At 34.8% G+C, this 17213-nt stretch carries 18 protein-coding genes and 1 tRNA gene; 5 read left to right on the plus strand and 14 right to left on the minus strand.

Annotation, left to right across the window (positions count from 1 at the left end; genetic code table 11):
• Nucleotides 1–2: 2 nt before the first annotated feature.
• The 6 genes from WBY99_RS05775 to WBY99_RS05800 form a co-directional block, all read right to left on the minus strand.
• Nucleotides 3–77: transfer RNA gene (locus WBY99_RS05775), tRNA-Val, on the minus strand.
• A gap of 52 nt (nt 78–129) precedes the next feature.
• Nucleotides 130–1368 (minus strand): bifunctional folylpolyglutamate synthase/dihydrofolate synthase, encoded by a 1239-nt coding sequence (locus tag WBY99_RS05780; protein ID WP_423975384.1) that lies wholly within the window; start codon nt 1366–1368, stop codon nt 130–132.
• A gap of 205 nt (nt 1369–1573) precedes the next feature.
• Entirely contained in the window at nt 1574–2464 is an 891-nt protein-coding gene (locus WBY99_RS05785) for a ferric siderophore ABC transporter substrate-binding protein (RefSeq protein ID WP_423975385.1), read from the minus strand.
• A 9-nt stretch (nt 2465–2473) separates the two neighbouring features.
• Nucleotides 2474–2872 (minus strand): ExbD/TolR family protein, encoded by a 399-nt coding sequence (locus WBY99_RS05790; RefSeq protein WP_423975386.1) that lies wholly within the window; start codon nt 2870–2872, stop codon nt 2474–2476.
• An 8-nt stretch (nt 2873–2880) separates the two neighbouring features.
• Nucleotides 2881–3564 (minus strand): MotA/TolQ/ExbB proton channel family protein, encoded by a 684-nt coding sequence (locus tag WBY99_RS05795; protein ID WP_423975387.1) that lies wholly within the window; start codon nt 3562–3564, stop codon nt 2881–2883.
• Between the two features lie 159 nt (nt 3565–3723).
• Complete coding sequence (locus tag WBY99_RS05800; RefSeq protein WP_423975388.1) at nt 3724–4182, minus strand: hypothetical protein; 459 nt, start codon at nt 4180–4182, stop codon at nt 3724–3726.
• Nucleotides 4183–4412: 230 nt separating this feature from the next.
• Here WBY99_RS05800 and WBY99_RS05805 point away from each other — a divergent pair, with 230 nt between their 5' ends.
• Nucleotides 4413–6206, plus strand: a complete 1794-nt coding sequence (locus WBY99_RS05805; RefSeq protein WP_423975389.1) for a DUF885 domain-containing protein — start codon at nt 4413–4415, stop codon at nt 6204–6206.
• A gap of 44 nt (nt 6207–6250) precedes the next feature.
• Here WBY99_RS05805 and nth read toward each other — a convergent pair whose 3' ends face one another.
• A complete protein-coding gene (gene nth, locus WBY99_RS05810; RefSeq protein WP_423975390.1) occupies nt 6251–6868 on the minus strand; it encodes an endonuclease III in 618 nt (205 codons plus the stop codon).
• A 32-nt stretch (nt 6869–6900) separates the two neighbouring features.
• On the opposite strand from nth, the gene bcp reads away from it, so the two are divergent.
• Entirely contained in the window at nt 6901–7353 is a 453-nt protein-coding gene (gene bcp / locus WBY99_RS05815; RefSeq protein WP_423975391.1) for a thioredoxin-dependent thiol peroxidase, read from the plus strand.
• Between the two features lie 59 nt (nt 7354–7412).
• Here the strand turns inward: bcp and WBY99_RS05820 are convergent, their stop codons facing one another.
• Nucleotides 7413–8633: an aminotransferase class V-fold PLP-dependent enzyme gene (locus WBY99_RS05820; RefSeq protein WP_423975392.1), complete on the minus strand. Its 1221-nt coding sequence runs from the start codon at nt 8631–8633 to the stop codon at nt 7413–7415.
• 259 nt (nt 8634–8892) lie between these two features.
• A complete protein-coding gene (locus tag WBY99_RS05825) occupies nt 8893–9183 on the minus strand; it encodes a type IIL restriction-modification enzyme MmeI (RefSeq protein ID WP_423975393.1) in 291 nt (96 codons plus the stop codon).
• Between the two features lie 121 nt (nt 9184–9304).
• Between WBY99_RS05825 and WBY99_RS05830 the strand changes: the two genes are divergently transcribed.
• The 3 genes from WBY99_RS05830 to fumC all read left to right on the plus strand — a co-directional run bounded on the left by WBY99_RS05830 (nt 9305) and on the right by fumC (nt 13130).
• Nucleotides 9305–9646, plus strand: coding sequence for a hypothetical protein (locus tag WBY99_RS05830; RefSeq protein WP_423975394.1), 342 nt, complete (start codon nt 9305–9307; stop codon nt 9644–9646).
• 552 nt (nt 9647–10198) lie between these two features.
• Nucleotides 10199–11356: an ATP-binding protein gene (locus WBY99_RS05835; RefSeq protein WP_423975395.1), complete on the plus strand. Its 1158-nt coding sequence runs from the start codon at nt 10199–10201 to the stop codon at nt 11354–11356.
• Between the two features lie 391 nt (nt 11357–11747).
• Entirely contained in the window at nt 11748–13130 is a 1383-nt protein-coding gene (gene fumC / locus WBY99_RS05840) for a class II fumarate hydratase (RefSeq protein WP_423975396.1), read from the plus strand.
• An 87-nt stretch (nt 13131–13217) separates the two neighbouring features.
• Here the strand turns inward: fumC and WBY99_RS05845 are convergent, their stop codons facing one another.
• From WBY99_RS05845 to WBY99_RS05865, 5 genes are all read right to left on the minus strand, one after another.
• Nucleotides 13218–14258, minus strand: a complete 1041-nt coding sequence (locus WBY99_RS05845; RefSeq protein WP_423975397.1) for an outer membrane beta-barrel protein — start codon at nt 14256–14258, stop codon at nt 13218–13220.
• Nucleotides 14259–14287: 29 nt separating this feature from the next.
• Entirely contained in the window at nt 14288–14905 is a 618-nt protein-coding gene (locus WBY99_RS05850) for a hypothetical protein (RefSeq protein WP_423975398.1), read from the minus strand.
• On the minus strand, nt 14886–15452 hold the full coding sequence (locus WBY99_RS05855; protein ID WP_423975399.1) for an RNA polymerase sigma factor: 567 nt from the start codon (nt 15450–15452) through the stop codon (nt 14886–14888). Before WBY99_RS05855 ends, WBY99_RS05850 begins: the two co-directional genes overlap by 20 nt.
• A gap of 145 nt (nt 15453–15597) precedes the next feature.
• Entirely contained in the window at nt 15598–16305 is a 708-nt protein-coding gene (locus tag WBY99_RS05860; protein WP_423975400.1) for an ABC transporter ATP-binding protein, read from the minus strand.
• 27 nt (nt 16306–16332) lie between these two features.
• On the minus strand, nt 16333–17213 hold an 881-nt coding region (locus WBY99_RS05865; RefSeq protein ID WP_423975401.1), incomplete at its 5' end, for a DUF5687 family protein.

Here is a 17213-nt window from a genome sequence, read left to right on the forward strand (position 1 = left end):
GGTGGGCCCTGAGGGATTCGAACCCCCGACCCTCTCGGTGTAAACGAGATGCTCTGAACCAACTGAGCTAAGAGCCCGATACCATTTTTGATGTTTCAAATTTTGGTTCGGCAAATGTACAAAAAATTTCTAATCTTCCAAATTTTTTTCTAAAAATTCTCCGACCACAAAATTGCTTCCGCCAATGAAAATCATTTCTTCTTGTTTAACTTCTTGTTTTGCAAAAACATAAGCCTCCTGAACCGTGTTGAAAATTTTATAATTTATTTTTGATTTTTTTAATAAATCTTCATAATCCTGTGGATGACGGCCTCGGTTGTTAGCCGGTTTTGCAAAATAAAAGGTGGAATGCTCCGGAAGAATCTGTAAAACTTCGTTAATATTTTTTTCGGAAACAAATCCTAAGATGATATGTTTGAATTTTGGGATTGAATTAAGCTGTTCAAAAACCTGTTCCAAGCCAGCCTGATTGTGTGCAGTATCGCAAATGACAAGAGGGTCTTTGGAAAACTCGAACCATCGACCGATAAAATTCGTGTTTTTGTAAACGTTCAAAAGTCCGTCTTGCATATTTTTATCTGAAATGTTTATTCCTAGATTTTGTAATTCTTTAATTAAAGCCAATACGACCTTAATATTCTTCTGCTGATAATTTCCTTTTAAATCAGATTTAAAATTACTGCTAATAAGCGTCGCATCAATGAACTGAGCGTTTTTTTCTATTGCGGAATTTTCAATGATGTTTTTTACGACTGAATTTTCAGCACCTGAAATAATGGAAATCTTCGGCTTGATGATTCCGGCTTTTTCGAAGGCAATTTCTTCAATGGTGTTTCCCAGTAGATCTTGGTGATCCAGAGCGACATTGGTAATCGCAGAGATCATCGGCATGATAATGTTGGTGGAGTCTAATCTGCCGCCCAAGCCGACTTCGATAATGGCGCAATCTACTTTTTTCCGGTAAAAATATTCAAAGGCCATAACCGTAGTGAACTCAAAAAAAGAAGGCGTGATTTCCGGAGGTAAATTTCTCAGTTTTTGAATGAATTGGTAAACGAATTCTTTGTCGCAGTTTTCACCATTAATTTTTATTCTTTCGGTAAAATCAATAAGGTGTGGTGAATTGTAAAGTCCAACTTTGTAGCCAGTCTCCTGCAATACAGATGCAAGCATATTGCTGGTAGAACCTTTCCCGTTGGTTCCACCGATATGAATCATTTTCAGCTTTTCCTGTGGATTACCGAACAGGCTACAGAGCTTTGTGATATTCTCCAGTCCAGGTTTGTAAGCCTTTTGACCGTCGGTTTGGTAGCTCGGCATCTGTACGAAAAGCCAGGCGATTGCTTCTTGATATTGCTGATTTGTCATGGTACAAAAATCCTGAATATTTTTGGTATTTCATTATTTTTGTTGTGATTCTGCTCTTTATTTTGGAATGGCGTTGTGGCCGACTTCTGCGAAGTTCTTTTTTTTAATAAATTAAAAGAAAAAGACAGGTCACTATTTCATAAAAAAGCAGAAATGAAAAATAGAAAATATACTTTCAACAAAGTTAAATTATCGCCCAAAAATATTAAAAAGTAATGCTGTACACTCCTGTAGATGAGGTGTTTGATTTTTCTGCTTTCACATATTGCTTGACCCAATTCACGGAAGTTGAAACGATGCATGCATCGGAAACGCCACCCGAACGCCTCGCAGAACTTACATTTCCAGCTTTGTCTACCGTATAAGCGATATTGATGCTCCCGCTTGCAGAGCAGCTGTGTGAAGGTTGTGCGCCGCCACGTCCCATGGTCCCAGGAATGTAGCCGATTAATTTTCGATCGATACCAATTTTGCTGTCGCCGTTGCCATCGCCGCCAAGTGGATCGCCTTGGTTGCCGATTCCTGTGCCGTCGCCTTGTGATCCTGGTTTTGTGCCTCTTCCTTTAATTAAATTTCCTATCGCTGCAGTTCCTTTTCCGTCGCCGTTTCCTGTGGCAGAATTTCCTGTGGTCGCTTGGGAGCTTGAGGTTTTTGCGGCAGGTTTTGAAGATGCGGAAGCGGTAGAAGTTTTGATGCTTTTATCTGGTTTATCTGCAGTTTTCACTACGTTTTTGAAATCTGTTCCAGTGATGATTTTTTCTTTCGGAGTTTCTTTTTTCGTGGGCAAAACAACGGCGGATTTTTCTATAATTTTTGTTTTAGATTCGGGTTCAGCGGGTGTTTCTTCAACGCTTGGATTTGCTTTTGCGGCTAAACTTCCTTCTTGGTTTGCGGGTTCTTCTACGCCGTTTCCGTTTCTGTTATCGCCGAAATTAATGAGCATTTGCGTCACCACTTCTTTTTTCGCAGGAATACTTTCGGTAAATTTATAAACAAAAACAAACAGCAGAAGCAAAGACCAAATAATTGCAGTGATAATCCCGCTTTTCAGTTTGTCTTTGTTATCTTCTCGGCTATTGATGCTGTGGTCGTTCATTTTTAACGATTAATCTTCTTTGGTTGTTGCGATTGCAATATTGAATTTATGTTTTTCGGCAATTTCCATCGCGAAAACCACATCTTTGTGATACGAGTTTTCGTCTGCACGAATGGTGAAAGAAGGCGTTTTCGAGTTTTGTAGTTTATCAACAATCACCGATTCCAACGCTTCTTTTTTTACCAAAACATCATCTACAAAATACGAGCCGTCGGCTTTAATGGTTAGTGTAACTTGGCTGGGAATATTTGGGTTTTCGATTTCTACTTTTGGCAGTTTTACATCAATTGCACTTTGGTTTGCGGCAGCAGAAGTCACCATAAAAAATATGAGGAGCAACAAAATAACATCCACCATTGCAGCAAGGCTGAACTCAGGATTTGCTTTATTTCTTCGTTTAAGTTTCATAAGTAGATTTATGATGGTTTGTTGATGATGTCTAAGAAATCGGTCGAAAGATGTTGTATTTTCAACATAAATTTGTCAATTCTCGTTAAGAGTAAATTGTAAAAAAAGTTGGCGGGAATTGCCACAGCCAAACCAGTTGCCGTTTGTCCCAAAGCCGTATAAATTCCTTCTGAAAGTATTTTTGGCGAGAAAGAGCCTTCCGCATTTGACATGCTGAAGAAAGCCATAATCAATCCGATTACCGTTCCTAAAAGCCCCAACATTGGTGCTAAACTTGGTACGGCAGCCAAAAGATTTAGGTTTTTTTCGAGTTTGGAAACTTCAATTTGACCTTGGCTTTCCATTGCGCTTACAATATCCGAAATGGGTCTTCCGATTCTTGTGATGCCTTTTTCCAGAATTCTTGCTTCTGGTGTGTTTTGTCTTTCACAATAATTAATTGCTGCATCCACACGTCCTTGACTTAGTAAATCTTGAATATTATTCATCAAATTAGCATCATTTATTTTCAACATTCGGTTGATATAAAAAAGTCTTTCTAAAAAGATGTAAAGTGAAAATATACCCAACACAAGTACCGTAATCATTACGATATTGGCGAAAACATTACCGTGAAACATGATCTTCCAGAAAGAAAAAACTTGTTCCTGAGTTTCGGGTGTTGCGATTTGAACTGCTGCTTGTAAGAACATTGATTAAATTTTTAATTAAAATTTGAACGACAAAAATAGTTTAATATTGTTGAAGAGCCGATCTGTAAATGATTTATTTGCTGAAGTTCAAATATTGAACCCATTTTTATTATTTGCGAGATTTCCAGAAACATTTAAAATTAATGGAAAAAGTCGAAATTAATCGTCAACCTCGATTTCGTCTTGCCGAAAATTGCATTTCAATTTAAAGGGAATTGGGTTTTCGGAACCGATATAGAAATCGTTGATTTCTCCTTTCCAATAAAGCTCCAAATCGCCAGTTTTGTTTTTTTCAAATGAAAGTTCGCTGTTATAAAGATAAGCGTCTTCATCATCGAAAAGATCAACTTCGGTATAGGTTTCATCGTCTGAATCTTTAATTTCAAAGGTTTTTCCTTCAATTTCAGCATCATCAATCGGAAAATCGAAAACGTTCAGAGAAATTTGAGGGAAATTATATTGCAAAGAATCATCATCAACATGGTCTAAAGAATCATCAGTAATGATTTCAACTTCCAGAAAATGTTCGCTATTGCTATAAACCGCTTTGCAGTAACTGCTTTTGATGTGATATTTAAGGGTTTCTTCAGGATGGTAGATTTTTAAAATCCCTTTCATTTTTGTAAGAAAAAAGTGTTAATTAATGTTGAAACTAATTCAACAAAGATAAAAAATTGATTCATTGTGCAAAATTTTTTATTTGATTTTTGAAAATTAGTCTTTCGAAAATAAATTGCATTATTTGAAAGTAGGTGTCAAATCGATGTTTTTCTCCTTTAAATTGAATTTTAAATAAGCATGGAATTTTGAACAAAATAATATAAATTAGCAATTCTAAAAATTCAGCAATGAAAAATAAATTTTTTAAAACCCTTGTCGGATTAGGAATTGCGATAAGTTTAGCTTCTTGCAAAAAATCGGATTCGCCGATCACCAAAGAAACACCTGCAAATCTCGATTCCATTGCGGCAAATTATTACGAACAATATTTGAAGCTTTATCCGTTGGAAGCCACCGCACAAGGCGATTTGCGATACAATGATCAATTACCGATTAATATTGATAAAGATTTTGTTTCTGGTGAAATTACCTTTTATAATTCCGTTCAAAATCAACTGAAAAAAGTAGATTATAAATCGTTGAACGATGATAATAAAACAGTTTATGATGTTTTAGATTATACTTTAAAGGATAAAATCGAGCGCTACGCTTATCACCCAGAATATATTCCATTTACTCAATTTGGTGGATTGCCACTCGATTTTCCTTTACTAGGAAGTGGAGAAGGAAGTCAACCTTTTAAAACTGAAAAAGATTATCAAGATTGGTTGAAGAGAATGGAGAAATTCCCTGAATGGATGGACACCGCAGAAGGGAATTTCCGAGAAGGAATAAAAAATAGCATTGTTTTGCCCAAAAAATTAGTGCTGAAAATGATTCCACAAATGAAAGCCGAAGAACTTATCAGCTCTGATTTTGATAAAAATATTTTTTATGGACCTGTGAGGAATTTCCCAAAAACCTTCAGCAGTTCAGAAAAGCAGAAATTAACAGCTGCATACAAAGAAGTTGTCTCAAAAAAAATAATTCCCGCATATACCAAAATGGGTGTTTTTCTTGAAACAGAATATTTGCCAAAAGCGAGAATTACCGATGGAATTAATGCCTTGCCAAAAGGAAATGAAATTTATGCATATTACACAAAAAGCTGGACTACAACCTCAAAATCGCCAGAAGAAATTAATCAAATTGGACTAGAGCAAGTGGCAATGCTTCGTTCGGAAATGGAAAAAGTAAAACAAGAATTAGGATTTTCGGGGACGCTTGATGAGTTTATCACCCACGTGAAATCTGATCCGAAAGCAATGCCCTACAAAACAGATAAAGAAGTCATCGGTGCTTTCAATGCGATTTTGGCTAAAATTACCCCAAAATTGAAAACCATGTTTAGCGTCACCCCAAAAACACCATTTGAAATTCGACAGACCGAAAAATTTAGAGAAGCTACCGCAAGTGCCGAATATATTCAGGGAACGCCCGATGGGAAAAGACCTGGGATTTTTTATATCCCAATTCCTGATCCTAAACAATTTAATGTCACCTCAGGAATGGAATCGTTGTTTCTGCATGAAGCAATTCCAGGACATCATTATCAAGTTTCATTACAGCAAGAAAATACAAAACTTCCAAAATTTATGCGTTTTGGTTGGTTCGGTGCCTATGGGGAAGGCTGGGCACATTATTGCGAAACATTAGGCCCGGAATTTGGATTGTACACCGATCCTTATCAAAAAATGGGTTATTTGAGTGATCAAATGTTACGTGCCGTGCGATTGGTAATCGATACAGGAATCCACACAGGAAAAATGAATCGTGAAGAAGCCATTAAGTATTTCCTTACCAATGTCTCTTATGACGCTTCGGGCGCAACTGCAGAGGTAGAGCGTTATATGGCAGTACCCGGTCAAGCTTTAGGTTATAAAATCGGCTCTTTGAAGTTTAGGGAACTTCGGGATCTTTATACTAAAAAATTGGGTGATCGATTCAACTTGGCAAATTTCCACGATGAAGTTTTAAATCAAGGTTGTCTTCCTTTGGATGTTCTCGATCGTAAAATGGCGAACTGGGCAAAGAAACAATAAGTTTTTTACAGAATTAAAATCTGCGAGAGGGATTAAGAAAAGAGCTATTCAAACAGCATTTTCGTAATAAAATCATTTTCTTTATTTCCTCTTGCAGGCGAAAATTCTCTGCCATAAAAGATAATTTGCAAATGAAGTTTGTTCCAAGAACTTTCCGGGAACAATTTTTTTGCATCTTTTTCGGTTTCCACTACATTTTTTCCGGAAGTTAATTTCCATTGAATCATCAATCGGTGAATGTGCGTATCGACGGGAAAAGCTGGAACACCAAACGCTTGACTCATCACTACAGAAGCAGTTTTGTGACCAACTCCAGGAAGTGCTTCTAACTCTTCGAAAGTTTGTGGAATAATTCCGTTGTGCCTTTCTACGAGAAGCTCCGACATTCTTTTTAGGTTTTTAGCTTTCGTATTGGCTAAACCGATTTCTTTAATTAAATATTTGATTTCATCAACTTCCAACTCCTTCATTTTAAAAGGAGTTCCTGCGACTTCGAACAGTTTTGGTGAAATTTGATTCACTTTTTTATCCGTCGTTTGTGCGGAAAGTGCGACTGCGACCAACAAAGTAAAAGGATCGGAATGATCGAGCGGAATGGGAACTTCCGGATATAATTTTTCGAGTTCCGTCATCACGATTGCTGCTCTTTGTTTTTTCGTCATTTTAATTCTAAATTTGAACAAAAATAAACATTATGTTGCAAGTTGGCGATCAATTACCAGAATTTAAAAGTGTAAATCAAGACGGCGAAACCGTAAATTCTACGGATTTTTTAGGAAAAAAATTGGTGGTTTTCTTTTATCCAAAAGCGAATACGCCGGGTTGTACTGCCGAAGCTTGTGACTTAAACGATAATTTTTTAAAACTTAAAAAAGAAGGATATCAATTGTTAGGAATTTCCGCAGATTCTGTAAAAGCACAAAAGAAATTTCATGAGAAGTTTGGTTTTCAATATCCACTTTTGGCGGATGAAACTAAAGATGTCATCGAAAAATTTGGAGTTTGGCAACTGAAAAAATTCATGGGCAGAGAATTTATGGGAATCGTTCGAACGACCTTTATTTTCGATGAAAAAGGAATTTGCACACAGATTATCGAAAAGGTAAAAACCAAAGAAGCCGCAAAACAGATTTTGGAAACTATTTAAATAAAATTGTTGCTAAAAATGCACGAATAACAGATATTCGTGCATTCGTGGTAATTTTTCTACATCAACATTCTCTGCGCTTTTTTCACACCTTCCGTTAAAATATCAATTTCTTCAAAAGTGTTGTAAACCGCAAAACTTGCACGAACGGTTCCTGCGATTTTATAAAAATCCATAATTGGTTGCGTGCAGTGATGACCGGTTCTCACAGCGATTCCGAGTTTGTCGAGAATCATTCCGACATCGGAAGAAATCCCAACGCCTTCCAAATTGAAAGAAACCACTCCAGTTCTATTGGCTTTTTCGCCATAAATTTTCAGTCCGTCGATTGCTAATAATTTCTTTTGAGCATAATCCAGCAAAGCGTTTTCGTGATTTTGCAAATGTTCGTGACCAATATTTTCAATGAAATCTACGGCAGTTCCTAAAGCGATATTTCCGCCAACATTCGGAGTTCCGGCTTCGAATTTAAAAGGCAAATCTGCATAAGTTGTTTCTTCAAAAGAGCATGTTGCAATCATTTCTCCGCCACCGTGGAAAGGTTGAATTTTCCTCAGAATTTCTTCTTTTCCATACAAAATTCCAGTTCCCATTGGAGCGTACATTTTGTGTCCAGAAAAAACGAAAAAATCACAATCCATTTTCTGAACATCAATTTTGAAATGCGGAGCCGATTGTGCGCCGTCGATAACGATCATCGCATTTGAATTTGCTCTGGTTTTTGCAATGATTTCTTCAATAGGATTAATGATTCCTAAAGCATTAGAAACTTGATTAACAGAGACAATTTTCGTTTTTTCGCTTAAATTTTTATCTAAAAAATCGAGCTGTAAAATACCGTTTTCGTCGATTGGGATTACCTTCAATTTTGCACCAGTTCTTTCGCATAACATTTGCCACGGAACGATATTCGAGTGATGTTCGAGATAAGAAATGATAATTTCATCATTTTCTTTAATTAAATTCAATAAAGAATAGGCAATAAGGTTGATTCCTTCGGTTGTTCCTTTGGTGAAAATAACTTCAAAATCATTTTTTGCGTTGATGAATTTTTGGATTTTTCTTCTCGAAATTTCCATTTCTTCCGTCGCTAATTGACTCAAAGTGTGAATTCCGCGGTGAACATTGGCGTTGATTTCCGTGTAATATTTTTGCCAAGAATCGAGAACGGAAAGCGGTTTCTGCGAAGTTGCGGCATTATCAAAGTACACCAAATCTTTCCCATTAATTTTCTGATTAAGAATTGGGAATTGGCTGCGAATATATTGTAAATCGAACATTTTGCTTATTTAGAATGCTTCAAATTTACGAAATTTTAAATTGAATAATATTTATTTAGATGAGAGATTTAATGACAAGAAATAGGAGATTTTTGTTTCTCTTCTAATTCTTTGAGGCAGAGATAGAGCGTCTTCATTAATATTACGCATTCACCATTTTAAATTTAAACGCAACGGCTCAACGTTTTTTTACTAATAGCCTGAATTCGATTGTTATTATAGAATAAAAAAACTGCAATAAAAGTCGAAATAAATATCTTTAAGCTCTTATATATGAATGATTTATGTAAGATTTGTCTTGTGGTTTTTTTTGAAAACTTAGCGAGATAATTTCATCTTTAAATAAACCACCATTTACAAAGGGAAAATCTGTAATATAATTGGGAAAATCGGTTTTTCGGGAATTGAGTTTCGCAAATAAATCTTCTAAATCGGAGCCGTTTTCTGCTATATTATTAGCAATGACATTGGTAAACAATCTTTCCTTATCGAAAATCGCTGTATCTTCTACAAAAAAATAAAACAAGAATCGAGACAGTAAAGTATTCAAACTTTGGCAAAGTTAGATTCGCTAACATCGGGAAAAGAAAATTCTTTTGAAGCAAATTTAACCAATCTTTATATTTCACCATTGGTACTTTTTTTGTTGGTTAGTTCCCAAATATCACATCATGGAAAATAATAATTTAAAAACACTTTCAGAAGTTCTTGCTATTCTCAAAGATCGAGGAGTCACTAAAGAAATCACAATGAATTCTCAAAAACAAATGGTTTTGGGTAACGAAGAAAAAAAATATCAACCAGCGGATTTGTGTATCGTAAAGTCTTACCGATTTGAAGGAGACAGCAGCGCAGATGACAATGCAGTTTTGTATTTGATAGAAGATAAAGAAGGTGAATTATCTACGATATTGGATTCCTACGGTGGCGAAAGCAATTACAGTGGTGAGGAGTTCGCCAATTTCTTACGAAAAGTCCCAGTACAGGAAAATGAAAAACATAATATTGACTAATAGAAAATCCGATTCATTAATTTACGAATCGGATTTTTTTCTTGAACAGATTAACGCAGTTCCCTTAAAATCAGATTCAAGTGTTACAAAAAAAACTCAGAATTTATGAATTTCAGAGAGTTTTGCAGGTCACACGTTCAAGTCCTTTAGGCGCTCTAAATTCCAAGAAATCATTAAACACAACATTTTCAACGAGATGTATTTTTTTTTCAATCTAAAGTCTTTAGTGTTTTTCGCAAAGCTAAGTTGCTTATTTGTATCTGTTTGATTTACAAATGTGTACAAAATTCAGCTCAAAGAAACAAATCTAAGTTTCTGTATAATAATACTTTACAATAATGCAATTGAAAGAATAAGTTAATTTTAATGGATTTATCCTTACCGAATGTTTATTTTGCTTTTATATTCAAAATAAAATCTATGTAAATTCAAAATAAAATATTTTAAAATATTATAATATTCTGTTTATCAGTAGGTCTTCTTATGTAAATTCAAAATAAAACTTATGTAAATTCAAAATAAGGATTATCTTTGTAAGTAAATCTTAAGGATATGATTGTTAAAAGAACATTGGAAGACACCATTCGAAAATACATCAAATTATTTCCTGTAATCGCCGTAAATGGTCCGAGACAATCGGGGAAAACCACCCTTTTGAAATCCGCTTTCCCAGAATATCAATACATTTCTCTTGAAAATCCGGATATTCGGACGATTGCGGAGGCAGATCCAAATTCTTTTTTGGAAAAATATTCTGATAAAATAATTTTTGATGAAGTGCAGCGCACGCCGAAACTTTTCTCGTTCTTGCAAACCAAGGTTGATAATGACAAAATTCAAGGACAATATATTCTTTCGGGATCGCAAAATTTTCATTTGATGCAGAATATTACCCAAAGTTTGGCGGGAAGAGTTGCGATGTTCAAACTTTTTCCGTTTGATAATCAAGAACTTTCTTCTGCGGATTTGTTGCCTATTCATTTTGAAACGTTAATTGCCAAAGGATTTTATCCTGCGCTTTTCGACCGAGAAATTCCTTCCGATATTTTTTATCAAAATTATATTGAAACCTATATTCAAAGAGATTTGAGTGAGCTTTTAAACATTCGAGATTTAATGGCTTTTCGGCGATTTCTCCGGCTTTGTGCGGGACGAGCAGGACAAATTTTGAATTTGAGTGCTTTGGCAAAAGATTGCGGAATTTCTCAACCAACAGCAAAATCTTGGCTTTCGATTTTGGAAAGCAGTTTTATCGTTTTTTTGCTAGAGCCGTATTATGAAAACTTCAATAAAAGGATTATCAAAAGTCCGAAGCTGTATTTTTACGACACGGGATTACTGTGTTATTTGTTGAATATTCCGAATGCCGAAAAGTTTTCTGAAAATAGATTAATAGGAAATATTTTCGAGAACTTCATTATTGCAGATTTGCAAAAAGAAAATGCACATCATTATTCGCTTCAGAACTATTGGTTTTGGAGAGATAGCAACGACAACGAAGTTGATTTGATAAGTGAAGGAAAAGGTAATTTGAAAATTGCTGAAATAAAATCTACAAAAACAATTAGCGACAAACTATTTTCGAATTTGCGTTATTTTGCGAAAACTTTTCCTTTGAAAATTGATGAAAAACAATTGATTTATGGTGGTGAAACTTCGATGAAGAAAAACAATATCGAGATTATTTCTTGGAGAAATAATTTTATGTAAATTCAAATTAAAATCTATGTAAATTTAAAATAGATTTTCAAGTTATTTTGTATTAATTTGATTATTATGTATTTATTTTATGTAAATTCAAAATAAAATCTATGTATATTCAAAATAGAAATATTTTAATGTCGCTTTTGAATACAATTTATCTGTTCTTTTGATTGATATTTAAAATGGTTATAAATTGTTAAAGTTGATGAAATTGGTTAATTTTATGGAATTGGATTTTTCTTGGTAAGAAAAACCGAAACTGAATAATAGCTCCGATTGCAGCGACATCCTTTTTTGGTGATTGAGCATAGCCGAAATCACCAAAAAAGATACAGCGGAAGGCGGGACTGAACTTGGATAGCAGCGGAAATTTTGTTGCTCCTAAAAAAAATAAAAAATGAATTACAGAACAGAAAAAGACACAATGGGCGACGTTCAAGTTCCTGCCGATAAATTTTGGGGCGCACAAACCGAACGATCAAGAAATAATTTTAAAATTGGCGAAGAAGGTTCAATGCCTCATGAAATTATCGAAGCGTTTGCGTATTTGAAAAAAGCGGCTGCGTTTACGAATGCAGAATTAGGAGTGCTTTCTTCTGAAAAAAGAGATATGATTGCTAAAGTTTGCGACGAAATTTTAGAAGGAAAACTGAACGATCAATTTCCGTTGGTGATTTGGCAAACCGGTTCTGGGACACAATCGAATATGAATGTGAACGAAGTGATTTCTAATAAAGCTCACGTTAATAACGATGGGATTTTAGGCGAAAAATCTGAAATTCATCCGAACGATGATGTAAATAAATCTCAAAGTTCCAACGATACTTTTCCAACAGCAATGCATATCGCGGCGTTTAAAAAAGTGGTTGAGCATACTTTGCCTGCAGTTGAAAAATTGAGAAATACTTTACACGAAAAAGCTGAAAGTTTTAAAACCGTTGTGAAAATCGGACGAACGCATTTGATGGATGCAACGCCTTTAACTTTGGGTCAGGAATTTTCGGGTTATGTGGCGCAACTCGATTATGCCATGAAAGCGATTACGAATACTTTCGAACATTTGCAGGAAATTGCTTTGGGCGGGACGGCTGTAGGAACGGGTTTGAATACTCCTAAAGGCTATGATGTTTTGGTCGCAAAATACATTTCGGACTTTACGGGACTTCCGTTTGAAACGGCACCGAATAAATTTGAAGCTTTAGCCGCTCATGATGCGATTGTAGAAACTCATGGTGCGCTTAAGCAACTGGCGGTTTCGCTTTATAAAATTGCGCAAGATATTCGGTTTTTAGCTTCTGGACCGAGAAGTGGAATTGGTGAAATTCATATTCCGGAAAATGAACCTGGTTCTTCAATCATGCCAGGGAAAGTTAATCCTACTCAAAATGAAGCAATGACGATGGTTTGCGCACAAGTTTTGGGTAATGACACCACGATTTCTTTCGCTGGAACGCAGGGAAATTTTGAACTGAATGTTTTCAAACCGGTGATGGCGTATAATTTCTTGCAATCTGCTCAATTGTTAGGAGACGCTTGTATTTCGTTTAACGATCATTGCGCCGTTGGAATTGAACCGAATGAGCCTAAAATTAAAGAGCTGGTCGAAAAATCTTTAATGTTAGTTACGGCTTTAAATACCCATATCGGTTACGAAAACGCCGCAAAAATTGCAAAAACCGCTCACAAAAACGGAACGACTTTAAAAGAAGAAGCGATTCATCTCGGACTTTTAACCGCAGATCAATTTGATGAATGGGTGAAACCTGAGGATATGGTTTAGGTTAGACGAATAGATTATAGACAAATAGACAAAAAACTCTGGGAAATTTCCCAGAGTTTTTTGTTGATATGAATATGAATGAAAATATTATAAACCAAGACCCAAACCAATGACCAATGCTTTATCATTTGGGAAATGACTGTTTTTAAAGTAATTGCTGAAATCTTTCTTTACAAACAAACTAAGACTGTTGTAAGAAAAAGTAACTTGACCGCCATAAACAAAAGGATTAACCTGATAATTTGATCTGTTTCTGAAATCATCACCGTTTCCTCGTACAATATTATTCGTGGACATTTGTACACCGCCATACATATTTGCAGCAACTCTAAATCCATCAGAATAGCTTCTGTATTGGATATCCATTCCGACATTTTTTAGTTTAGAAAAATTATATTGAAATCCAAGAGGAACCATAAGATACCCCGTTCTCAATTTACTTTTATCAATATTGCCGCCGTAGTTTTCTACAGAAACTCCTGCATTACTATCTTTCGCAAAAATCATATTATTATCGAGACGCACGGTTCTCCAAGAAAGTCCGATACCAGAAATTAAACCCCACGGACTCGTTCTGCTAAACTGATAATTATATTTTAAACCGATTTCCAGATTGTTGTTATAGCCGATGTTTTTATCCAAATCGTTATCAGCTAAATTATTGGTAAGCATCATAATACCATAAGTGAAATATCCAGAAAAGTTGTTGGTAGCGCGAAATTTCTTCAACAGGTTCTCTCTTAATTGTTCCTCCGAATTAACATCAGTATTTAGTAAAGAATATCTTACCTGTTTTTGAATAACGGCATCAAGATCAAATCCCAAATCTTCAATTTTCTGATCTATTTTTTCTGCGTAGCGATCCGATATTTCCGTTTTTTGTAGATCAAAGTCAGCTTTGTCTAAATTTTTACTTTGAAGAACTTTGAGTTCGGCTTCCATTAGTGTTTTTTCTTCCTGAATAATCGTATTGATTTTCAAAGCGTATTCTTCTACTTTCTCTTTAACCACCGGACTTATCTCCGTTCCTTTTTTAGAGGGAAGGTTAAATGTTAATGCTTTTTGCGCGTTAATAGAAGAGGAGGTAAAAAGACATACCAAGCCCATCATGATAATTTTTTTGATCATAATATTAATTTTTTAAAGTTTATATTGAATTATTTTGAGTTGAGATCTATTGTTGCCACATTGCTTCCATCTTTGGAATTTTCAATAACATCTTTGTGTTCAACCGAAAAAAGTAAGGTTGATGGATCAACAAATCTTTTTCTCTTGACAGGAATTTTTGCGGAATCTATTTTTGCAATACTGGTTGAACTCGGATTAATCGCATTTTCTATGATGTCCTTTTTCTGTTTTTCTTTTATAAAAGCAATTTCAGTTCTACTTGCAATAACTTCAGGTTTAGATATTTTAGTTTCTTGAGGAGAAATGACCTCTTTGTTTTTTAATGGAGCAGTTTCATTTTTCTTGGTAAATCGAGGAGAAACTTCAACGATAATGTTTTTTGTTGGTTGAGAAATCTCAGATTGAACTTTTGTTTCTACCATTTGAGATGGAGGAATTTCATCATTATTATAGATTAAAATAACTCCTAAGCTAAAAAGTAAAGCCAAACAAGCTGCCACTAGAAACCAGTTTACTTTAGATTTTTTTGAAGTCTGATTTGAAGTTTTACTTTCAATTTCAGCCCACAAATCTCTCGTCGGAGTAATTTCTCGCTCGTCGATTTGCTTTTTAATTTGCTGTTCTATATTAGATTTCGAGGTATTCATTTTTTAAATTTTTCTGTTGCTGAAAGTAGATTTTTCGGAGTTTCTCTTTTGCTCTAAAGAGTTGGGTTTTACTCACTGAAACAGAAATATTAAGTATTTCGGAAATTTCCTGATGCGAACAATCTTCTAAAACATAAAGGTTAAAAACCATTCGATACGCATCGGGAAGTTGATCTAAAAGTTCCTGCGCATTGAAATCAAAATCAGTGATTTCATCATGAAAATCTTCCAGAAAAGATGGGTGAATGTAATCAATATAAAAAACCGCTTTCTGGCTTTTAATTAAATTAAGACATTCGTTCACCACAATTTTCCTAGCCCAACCTTCAAGGTTTCCCTCGCCACGAAAACTGTCGATATTTTTAAAGATCTTACAAAATCCTTTGATCACACAATCTTCCGCTTGATATAAATCGCTGATGTAACTTTTGCTCACGCTTAGAAATCTTTTCACATTCTGTTCATAGAAGATTTTCTGCGCAGCCGGATCCTGTTTTTTCAGGCGGCTCAACAAATCATCTTTTTTATTATTGAACAAAATCTTCATACTTATTCTATTTCTACTTTAAAGACAAAAAAATATTGAAAAGGTTACAGAAAAAAACAGATTTTTATTGTTTAAACTGTAAGTAGCTGATAATGAATTAAAAAAAATCAGTTTCTATTAAAAAAAATGGATTTTAGTTGGGGATTTAAACTTCTACCGAAGTCGCAAAAAAATCTTCTAATTCTCTTAACGTTTCTGGCGTTGTGATAATATCTTTTACTATTTGACCTTTGTCTAATAAAACAATTCTGTTGCTCACTTCCGTTGTATGAGCCAAATCGTGACTGGAAATTAAAAATGTTACTTGTTCTTTATTCGTCCAATCTTTAATTAATTTTTTTAATTTAATTTGAGTGGAAGGATCGAGATTCGCAAAAGGTTCATCTAAAACAATGATTTCCGGAGTTCCGATTAAAGCACCTACAATGCCGACTTTCTTCTGATTTCCTTTAGATAAATCCCGAACGTATTTCTTGGCATTTAAAATTTCACCATTAAAAAAATCGTGGAATTGTTTTAGAAACTCGTCAACGTTGGCTTTATTTTGTCCACGAAGTTCGCCCAAGAAATAAAAATATTTTTCGGGAGTTAAATAGCCGATCAAAAAAGTATCGTCAATAAATGCAGAAACCTTCTTTTTCCAGTTTTCATTTTCATTGACTTTATTGCCATCGATTTCTATAAAACCCGTCGTAGGTTCTATTAAATCTAATAAAAGACTGAAAAGTGTTGTTTTCCCAGCGCCGTTATTTCCGACCAAACCGAAACTTTCACCTTTTGGAATTTCGAGATTTTCGATGTAAAGAACTTTTTTCGTTCCGTAAACTTTAGATATATTTTGAATGGAAATCATCTGATAGATATTAAAAATTAGAAAAAATTAAACTTTTTTAAAGGCTTCGATTGTTGAATATTTCTCGGTTTTGTAAACTTTAACAATGATATCGAAAATTTTATCTCGAATCAAAAAACCGATAATTCCTAAAATGGCTAAACTCCCAACCGCTGGATAAATTCCGAAGAAATATTTAGCAATTGCAAAAACGCCCATTGGTAAAATCATTTGTGGAAGCATGAGTAACATGATTTTCATATTAAAATTATTTCCGCCGCCGCCGAAGGATTTGCTTTTAGAATTCAAATCAATTGGTTTTTTATTAAAGGCGCCTGCCAATAAAGTGATGTAAGAATTCACGCCCAGATTATATAAACCCGCTGCGAGAACGGTGAGATACAATTCCCAACTGATAAAAAGATAAGCAGAAGATAAAATGATTGAAGCAAAAATTCCCATCACGATTAACGCCCATTTTCCTTTCAAATATTCTTTATATGGAACATTAGAAGTCATCATTAGCGGATAATACGAACTATCCCAACTCGGAACACGTTGACCAAACATCAGCATAAATCCGCCCGTTATGAAAATTCCGGTAAATAATTGCATGAAACTACTTTCGTAACCTTTAGAAAAAGTGAGTAAGCCGTAAAACAGAAAAAAGATGCTCATTGTTAAAGCAGATTTTGCGGCTTTACTTCTTTTCAATAAACGGATGTCATTATTAATGAAAGTTCCCATCACGCCATATTTATTTAAAAAAGCGATGTTTTCGGTTTTCCCTTCGGCGACTTTTAATTCAAGTCCTTTATCCAGATAAAAGTTTTTATAAATTTCCTGATAAGCGAGATACGCTACTAAAATTGCCAAAATCACGGGAAGTAAAAAAGCGCCAGGATATTGGTAAAAACTATAAAATATGT

The sequence above is a fragment of the Kaistella sp. genome (assembly GCF_049588135.1).
Classification (GTDB): domain Bacteria; phylum Bacteroidota; class Bacteroidia; order Flavobacteriales; family Weeksellaceae; genus Kaistella.

Excerpts from the sequence above, each read along its gene's own strand:
- WBY99_RS05845 (WP_423975397.1), bottom strand. The coding sequence starts at position 14,258 with ATGATCAAAAAAATTATCATGATGGGCTTGGTATGTCTTTTTACCTCC.
- WBY99_RS05835 (WP_423975395.1), top strand. The coding sequence starts at position 10,199 with ATGATTGTTAAAAGAACATTGGAAGACACCATTCGAAAATACATCAAA.
- WBY99_RS05790 (WP_423975386.1), bottom strand. The coding sequence starts at position 2,872 with ATGAAACTTAAACGAAGAAATAAAGCAAATCCTGAGTTCAGCCTTGCT.
- bcp (WP_423975391.1), top strand. The coding sequence starts at position 6,901 with ATGTTGCAAGTTGGCGATCAATTACCAGAATTTAAAAGTGTAAATCAA.
- WBY99_RS05855 (WP_423975399.1), bottom strand. The coding sequence starts at position 15,452 with ATGAAGATTTTGTTCAATAATAAAAAAGATGATTTGTTGAGCCGCCTG.
- fumC (WP_423975396.1), top strand. The coding sequence starts at position 11,748 with ATGAATTACAGAACAGAAAAAGACACAATGGGCGACGTTCAAGTTCCT.
- WBY99_RS05850 (WP_423975398.1), bottom strand. The coding sequence starts at position 14,905 with ATGAATACCTCGAAATCTAATATAGAACAGCAAATTAAAAAGCAAATC.
- WBY99_RS05780 (WP_423975384.1), bottom strand. The coding sequence starts at position 1,368 with ATGACAAATCAGCAATATCAAGAAGCAATCGCCTGGCTTTTCGTACAG.
- WBY99_RS05785 (WP_423975385.1), bottom strand. The coding sequence starts at position 2,464 with ATGAACGACCACAGCATCAATAGCCGAGAAGATAACAAAGACAAACTG.
- nth (WP_423975390.1), bottom strand. The coding sequence starts at position 6,868 with ATGACGAAAAAACAAAGAGCAGCAATCGTGATGACGGAACTCGAAAAA.
- WBY99_RS05830 (WP_423975394.1), top strand. The coding sequence starts at position 9,305 with ATGGAAAATAATAATTTAAAAACACTTTCAGAAGTTCTTGCTATTCTC.
- WBY99_RS05800 (WP_423975388.1), bottom strand. The coding sequence starts at position 4,182 with ATGAAAGGGATTTTAAAAATCTACCATCCTGAAGAAACCCTTAAATAT.
- WBY99_RS05860 (WP_423975400.1), bottom strand. The coding sequence starts at position 16,305 with ATGATTTCCATTCAAAATATATCTAAAGTTTACGGAACGAAAAAAGTT.
- WBY99_RS05805 (WP_423975389.1), top strand. The coding sequence starts at position 4,413 with ATGAAAAATAAATTTTTTAAAACCCTTGTCGGATTAGGAATTGCGATA.
- WBY99_RS05820 (WP_423975392.1), bottom strand. The coding sequence starts at position 8,633 with ATGTTCGATTTACAATATATTCGCAGCCAATTCCCAATTCTTAATCAG.
- WBY99_RS05795 (WP_423975387.1), bottom strand. The coding sequence starts at position 3,564 with ATGTTCTTACAAGCAGCAGTTCAAATCGCAACACCCGAAACTCAGGAA.